Raw genomic sequence first — 5,876 nt, 5'->3', positions numbered from 1 at the left:
TGGTGCGGAACGCTCATGCGGACTTCGCCTTCCGAGAAGTGCGGCAAGGGAGGGAGCGTTCCTGCGGGGGACTGCCATAAGGCGGATGGCTGAAAAGGATCCGGGCATCTAGGTCGCGCGGCGCGATGGGCAGGCGCCGGAACCACCCGGAAAGGGGTAAAGAGCGGGTGACCGTGGGATGTCACCTCGGTTGGCAGGGAACCTACGGTGGGCCAAGCAGTTTGGTCAAGGCCTGATTTCGTCGGAATGCGGTACGTCGTCGAGGGTCTCGGTGCCCTCCGCCTCGTCGACCCAGCCGAGCGCGAGGCTGATCCGGCGGGCCGCGTCCCGCACCTGGCCGCCCAGCTCCTGGTAGCGCCAGGCCGGCAGACCGAGCTTGAGGCCGGTGATGGAGACCGCCCCGGCGCAGACCGAGCGGTCGTCGAAGACCGGCGCGCCGATGCAGATGATGCCCTCGGCGTCCTCCTCGTCGTCGAGGGCGTAGCCGACCCGGGCGATGTCGCGCAGATGGGACAGGAAGGTCGCCGGGTCCGTGATCGTGCGGGAGGTGCGCCGGGGCAGCCCGAACCGCTCGATCACCGAGGCCGCCTCGCTCTGCGGGACGGCGGAGAGCAGCGCCTTGCCCAGGCCGGTGCAGTGCGGCAGCTCGCGCTGGCCCATCCGCAGATCGAGCCGGACGCGCTGGTCGATCTCGACCTGGTCCACGACGACCGCGTGGCCGTCCTCGGGCACGGCGAGCCGGGAGGCCATGCCGGTGCTCCGGGTCAGCTCGCGCAGGACCGGGTGGGCGACCCCGCGCAGGGAGACCTGGGAGCGGGCCCGGTCGCCGAGCCGGGCCAGGCTCATCCCGAGCCGGTAGCGGCGGTTCATGCCCTCGCCGTCGTCCGAGACGAGTCCGTAGGCGCGCAGGGTCTGGAGCATGCCGAAGGCGGCGCTCTTGGAGATGGAGCAGGCCTGGCCGACCTCCGTGACGCTCAGACCGTTCCCCTGGGAGGGGGCGGCGAGCGCCTCGAGGATGTCCGCTGCCCTTGCCACGCTCTTGACCCAGTACTTCGGCTCTTCTGGGGCAGCACTGTTCGTCATAGCCGAACAGTCTAGTCCGGACCGGAGGGTCCGAACGCGCTTTGCCGACAAAGGAACCGCGAGAACGCCCGGATTCGGGGGCGGAAGGGTCTTGACCGGCTCAGAAGCCGCACGTAATATCCAGGAACTGTTCTGCTCTACAGAACAGCGTTCAGGAAAAGCGAACGCAACACCTGAAGCACAGCACCACGTATCACCTGAAGCACCACGGATCACCCCTCTTCCTGCGGCGACTGCCGGGCGGATGGCGCCAGGGACTCACGGGCCGGGCAGGGCCCGAGAAGACCGACGACTCTCGACGCAAGGAGCAAGCGATTATGAGTTCAGGCCCGGCAGGCAACGAATCCGGAGCCCGACTCGCCGAACGCGCCCGCCAGGTCGTACCCGGCGGCGTGAACAGCGGTCAGCGCAGCGTTCCCGGACTGACCGACCTGGTCGTCACCGGCACCGACGGCGCCCGGTTCCGCACCGCCGACGGACGCGAGTACACCGACTTCCACTCGGCGTTCGGCCCGCCGCTGCTCGGCCACAACGACCCCGACGTGGCCCGCGCCACCGCCGAGGCCGGGGCCACCCTCGGCCACATGGGCGTCGGCGTCACCGAGGGCGAGATCGTCCTCGCCGAACAGCTCGCCGAACTGATCCCCTCGATCGAGAAGGTGCTGCTCACCAGCACCGGGAGCGAGGCCACCTTCCACGCGCTGCGCGTCTCCCGCGCCGCCACCGGACGCCGCCTCGTCGTCAAGTTCCAGGGCTGCTACCACGGCTGGCACGACGCGGTCAGCCTCAACGTCATCTCCGCGCCCGACAAGGTCGGCGCCCACGACCCCATCTCCACCGGCATCCTGCCCGAGGTCCTCGACGCCACGCTCGTCCTGCCGTTCAACGACAGCGAGGCCGTCCGCCGCGCCTTCGCCGAGCACGGCTCCGACATCGCCGCCGTCATCGTCGAGCCCGTCCCGCACAACGTCGGCGCGCTCCTCCCGTACCAGGAGTTCCTCACCACGCTCCGCGAGGAGACCACCCGGGCCGGCAGCGTCCTGATCTTCGACGAGGTCATCACCGGCTTCCGCCACGACATCGGCGGCTGGCAGAAGATCTCCGGCGTCACCCCCGACCTCACCACCCTCGGCAAGGCCATCGCCAACGGCGCCCCCGTCGGCGCGATCGGCGGCCGCGCCGACCTGATGGACCTCTTCTCCACCCGCCCCGGCGCCCCCGCCTTCTTCGCCGGCACGTACAACGGCCACCCCTCCGTGGTCGCCGCCGCCCTCGCCACCCTGCGCAAGCTGCGCGAGGAGCCGGTCCACGAGCACGTCTTCCGGCTCGGCGAGCGGGTCCGCACCGAACTGACCGGGCTGTACGAACGCCTCGGCGTCCCCGCCGTCGTCACCGGCTACGGCTCCGTCTTCGTCAGCTACTTCATGTCCGGCGAGGCCCCCCGCACCTACGCGGACCTGCTGAACAACGACGCCTCCCTCTTCGTCGGCTACCGCCGCAAGCTCCTGGAGCACGGCCTGTTCGAGCTGCCGCTCAACCTCAAGCGCAGCCACATCAGCTACGCCCACACCGACGCCGACGTGGACCGCCTGATCGAGGGCACCGAGGCCGCGGTCCGGGCCGTGCTCGCCGAGGGCGGCGCCCGCGACCTGGAGAACGCCTCCACCATGGGCGGAGCGACCCGCTGATGCTCACCGTCAACCGCACCCGCCCCGCCGGCCCCGCCGGCCGCATCACCCGCGTCGAGACCCTGATGCTCGGCACCTCCTGGCGCGACTTCGGCTACGTCCGGGTCCACACCGACGAGGGCCTGTCCGGCATCGGCGAGATCACCCACCCCTACCGGGTCCGCGAGGTCTGCGACCTCACCGAGGCGATCGCCCGGCGCCACCTGATCGGCGCCGACCCCTTCGACGTCGAGGAGCTGTGGCTCCGCGTCTACCAGGGCGACTTCCTGCGCGGCGGCGACATGGGCGGCGTCGCCCTGTCCGGCCTCGACCAGGCCATGTACGACCTGATGGGCAAGGCGCTCGGCGTCCCCGCCTACCGGCTGACCGGCGGCGCCTGCCGTGACGAGGTCCGGGTCTACGCCAACGGCTGGTACACCGGCGAACGCGAGCCGGAGACCTTCGCCGCCAAGGCCAGGGAGACCGTCGCCAAGGGCTTCACCGCCCTGAAGTTCGACCCCTTCGGCCCCGGCCTGCACGAGCTGGAGCGTGCCGAGCTGCGCCGCTCGATCGAGCTCGTCGCCGCCGTCCGCGACGCCATCGGACCGGACGTCGACCTCTTCATCGAGGGCCACGCCCGCTTCGCGATGCCGACCGCCGCCCGCCTGGTGCGCGAGCTGGAGCCCTTCGACATCGGCTGGTTCGAGGAGCCGATGCCCTGGACCCACATCGAGCGCTACGCGGAGCTGCGCCAGCGCGCCGCCTTCCCGATCTCCGGCGGCGAGCACTTCCACAACCGCTACGAGTACAAGCAGCTTTTCGCGACCAACGCCGTCGACATCATCCAGCCCGACCTCTCCATGGCCGGCGGATTCACCGAGGTGCGCAAGCTCGCCGCGACCGCCGACACCCACGGCATGCTGGTGGCCCCGCACAACTCCAACTCGCCGCTCTGCACCACCGTCTCGGTGCACGCGACGCTCGGCATCCCCAACTTCAAGATCCTGGAGACCTTCGACGGCCTCCTGGAGGACTACGTCTTCGACGCCCTCAAGGGCACCCTGCCGATCACCGACGGCCACATAGGCCTGCCGACCGCCCCCGGACTCGGCGTCGAACTGGTCGACGAGGTCTTCGAGGAGCACCCGCCCAGCCACCGCTTCTGGAACATGTTCGCGGACGGCTGGGAGAAGCGGAACCGGACATGATCGTCGACGTCCACTCGCACCTCTTCCGGCACAGCCACGACTTCACCGACCCCTTCCGGTCCGACTCCGCCCGCGCCCACGCGGGCGAGGTCGACCTGACGGTGAAGTGGGAGGAGTACGCGGCCACCGCCCCCGAGGGCACCCGCACCATCGTGGTCGGCGGCAAGGCCCGGCGCAGCGGCCTCTGGGTCGACGACGCCGCCGTCGCCTCGTACGTCGGGGCCCACCCGGACCGGCTCATCGGCTACCTCTCGCTCGACCCCACCCAGCCCGGCTGGCAGGACGAGCTCCGCCACGGCCACCAGGAGCTGGGCCTGCGCGGCATCAAACTGATGCCGATGTACGCGGGCTTCGACCCGGCCGCCGAGGAGTACGACGAGCTGTACACGTACGCCGAACGCAACGGGCTGCCGCTCCTGGTCCACACCGGCACCACCTTCGTGTCGACCGCGCCCCTGGAGTGGGCGATGCCCCGCCACCTGGACGCGGTCGCCATCCGCCACCCGGAGCTGCGGATGGTCCTCGCCCACCTCGGCCACCCCTTCGAGGGCGAGTGCATCGCGGTCATCCGCAAGCACCCGCACGTGTACGCCGACATCAGCGCCCTGCACTACCGGCCCTTCCAGCTCTGGCACAGCCTCCGGCTGGTCCAGGACTACGGGGTCTTCCACAAGCTGATGTTCGGCAGCGACTACCCGTTCACGACGGTCGACGACTCGGTGAAGGGGCTGCGGGAGATCGCCCGGATCCCCGGCATCCCCGGGCTGCCGCCGCTCGACGTGGACGCGGTGGAGGAGATCATCCACCGGCCCTCGCTGGACCTGCTGGGCCTGAACGGCTGAACCGGCCGTTCCACGAACCGCCGGCACGGTGCCGGGCCCGATCCCCCCGGTGCCCGCACCGTGCCGGCCCCGGGCCGCCGCGCCCTCACCCTGTGTCCCTTCGCGCGGCGGCCCGGACCTGTTTTTCCACTCCGCACTGCTAAGGAAGCCCGCCATGACCGCAGCCGTCCCGCCCCGCGGAACCGACCGCTTCGATCTGACCGGCCGCACCGCGGTCGTCACCGGCGCCGCCCGGGGGCTCGGCCGCTCCTTCGCCGTCGGCCTCGCCGAGGCGGGCGCCGACCTGGTCCTCGTCGACCTGCCCGGTGCCGAGGGCATCGACGCGACCGCGGCCGAGATCGAGGCACTCGGCCGCACCTGCCGCACCTACGGGCAGGACCTCGCCGACATCGAGGCGCTGCCCGGCCTCGTCGACACCGTGCGCGCCGAGGCGGGCCCGCTGCACATCCTGGTCAACAACGCGGGCACGGCGGCGCTGGAACGCTTCAACGAGATCACCCCCGCGAGCTGGTCGCACATCATGCGGGTCAACGTCGACGCGGTCTTCTTCCTCAGCCAGCGCGTCGCCGAGCACATGACGGCCGACGCCGTCGCCGGCCGCATCATCACCATCACCTCCAAGAACGCCCTGGTGGCGGAGGCCGGACTGGCCCACTACAACGCCTCCAAGGCCGCCGCCCAGCTGCTCACCGAGACCCTGGCGGTCGAACTCGCCCCGCACGGCATCACTGCCAACACCCTGGCCCCCGGCATGGTCGAGACGCCCATCGACGGCGAGTTCCCCTTCGACCGGGAGGCGTTCGAGTCCGCGTACCGCGAGCGCATCCCGCTCGGCCGGTACGCCCGGCCCGAGGAGTGCGTCGGCGCGCTGCTGCTCCTCGCCTCGGACGCCGGGGCCTATCTCACCGGGGCGCGGATCGTCGTCGACGGGGGAGTGCTGGCCGACCAGATGCCGCGCATGCGCTTCATGCCGCCGTACCGCACCACCCTCTGACCGCGACCGCCCGCCCGCGGTCCCCTCGAGCACGTACCGACAACGCGAGGAGCTCCTCCGTCATGTCCGTCAACGCCGCGTC

General features: G+C 71.1%; 5 protein-coding genes. 4 read left to right on the top strand and 1 reads right to left on the bottom strand.

From position 1 onward, the window contains the following. Nucleotides 1-225: 225 nt before the first annotated feature. A complete protein-coding gene (locus ACWC97_RS33885) occupies nt 226-1,083 on the bottom strand; it encodes an IclR family transcriptional regulator (protein ID WP_352281231.1) in 858 nt (285 codons plus the stop codon). 317 nt (nt 1,084-1,400) lie between these two features. Between ACWC97_RS33885 and ACWC97_RS33880 the strand changes: the two genes are divergently transcribed. The 4 genes from ACWC97_RS33880 (at nt 1,401) to ACWC97_RS33865 (ending at nt 5,794) form a co-directional block, all read left to right on the top strand. Next, nucleotides 1,401-2,771 carry an aspartate aminotransferase family protein gene (locus ACWC97_RS33880; RefSeq protein ID WP_352281233.1) on the top strand — a complete coding sequence of 457 codons (1,371 nt, stop codon included), beginning with the start codon at nt 1,401-1,403 and terminating at the stop codon, nt 2,769-2,771. Beyond that, entirely contained in the window at nt 2,771-3,958 is a 1,188-nt protein-coding gene (locus ACWC97_RS33875; RefSeq protein WP_392281762.1) for a mandelate racemase/muconate lactonizing enzyme family protein, read from the top strand. The genes ACWC97_RS33880 and ACWC97_RS33875 overlap by 1 nt, the downstream gene beginning before the upstream one ends. After that, nucleotides 3,955-4,800 carry an amidohydrolase family protein gene (locus ACWC97_RS33870; protein WP_352281236.1) on the top strand — a complete coding sequence of 282 codons (846 nt, stop codon included), beginning with the start codon at nt 3,955-3,957 and terminating at the stop codon, nt 4,798-4,800. The genes ACWC97_RS33875 and ACWC97_RS33870 overlap by 4 nt, the downstream gene beginning before the upstream one ends. Before the next feature lie 154 nt (nt 4,801-4,954). Further along, nucleotides 4,955-5,794, top strand: a complete 840-nt coding sequence (locus ACWC97_RS33865) for an SDR family NAD(P)-dependent oxidoreductase (protein ID WP_385210972.1) — start codon at nt 4,955-4,957, stop codon at nt 5,792-5,794. The last annotated feature ends 82 nt before the right edge of the window (nt 5,795-5,876 follow it).

This window comes from Streptomyces sp. NPDC001108, from assembly GCF_053598535.1.
This window is presented reverse-complemented; position numbering and strand designations above follow the sequence as displayed.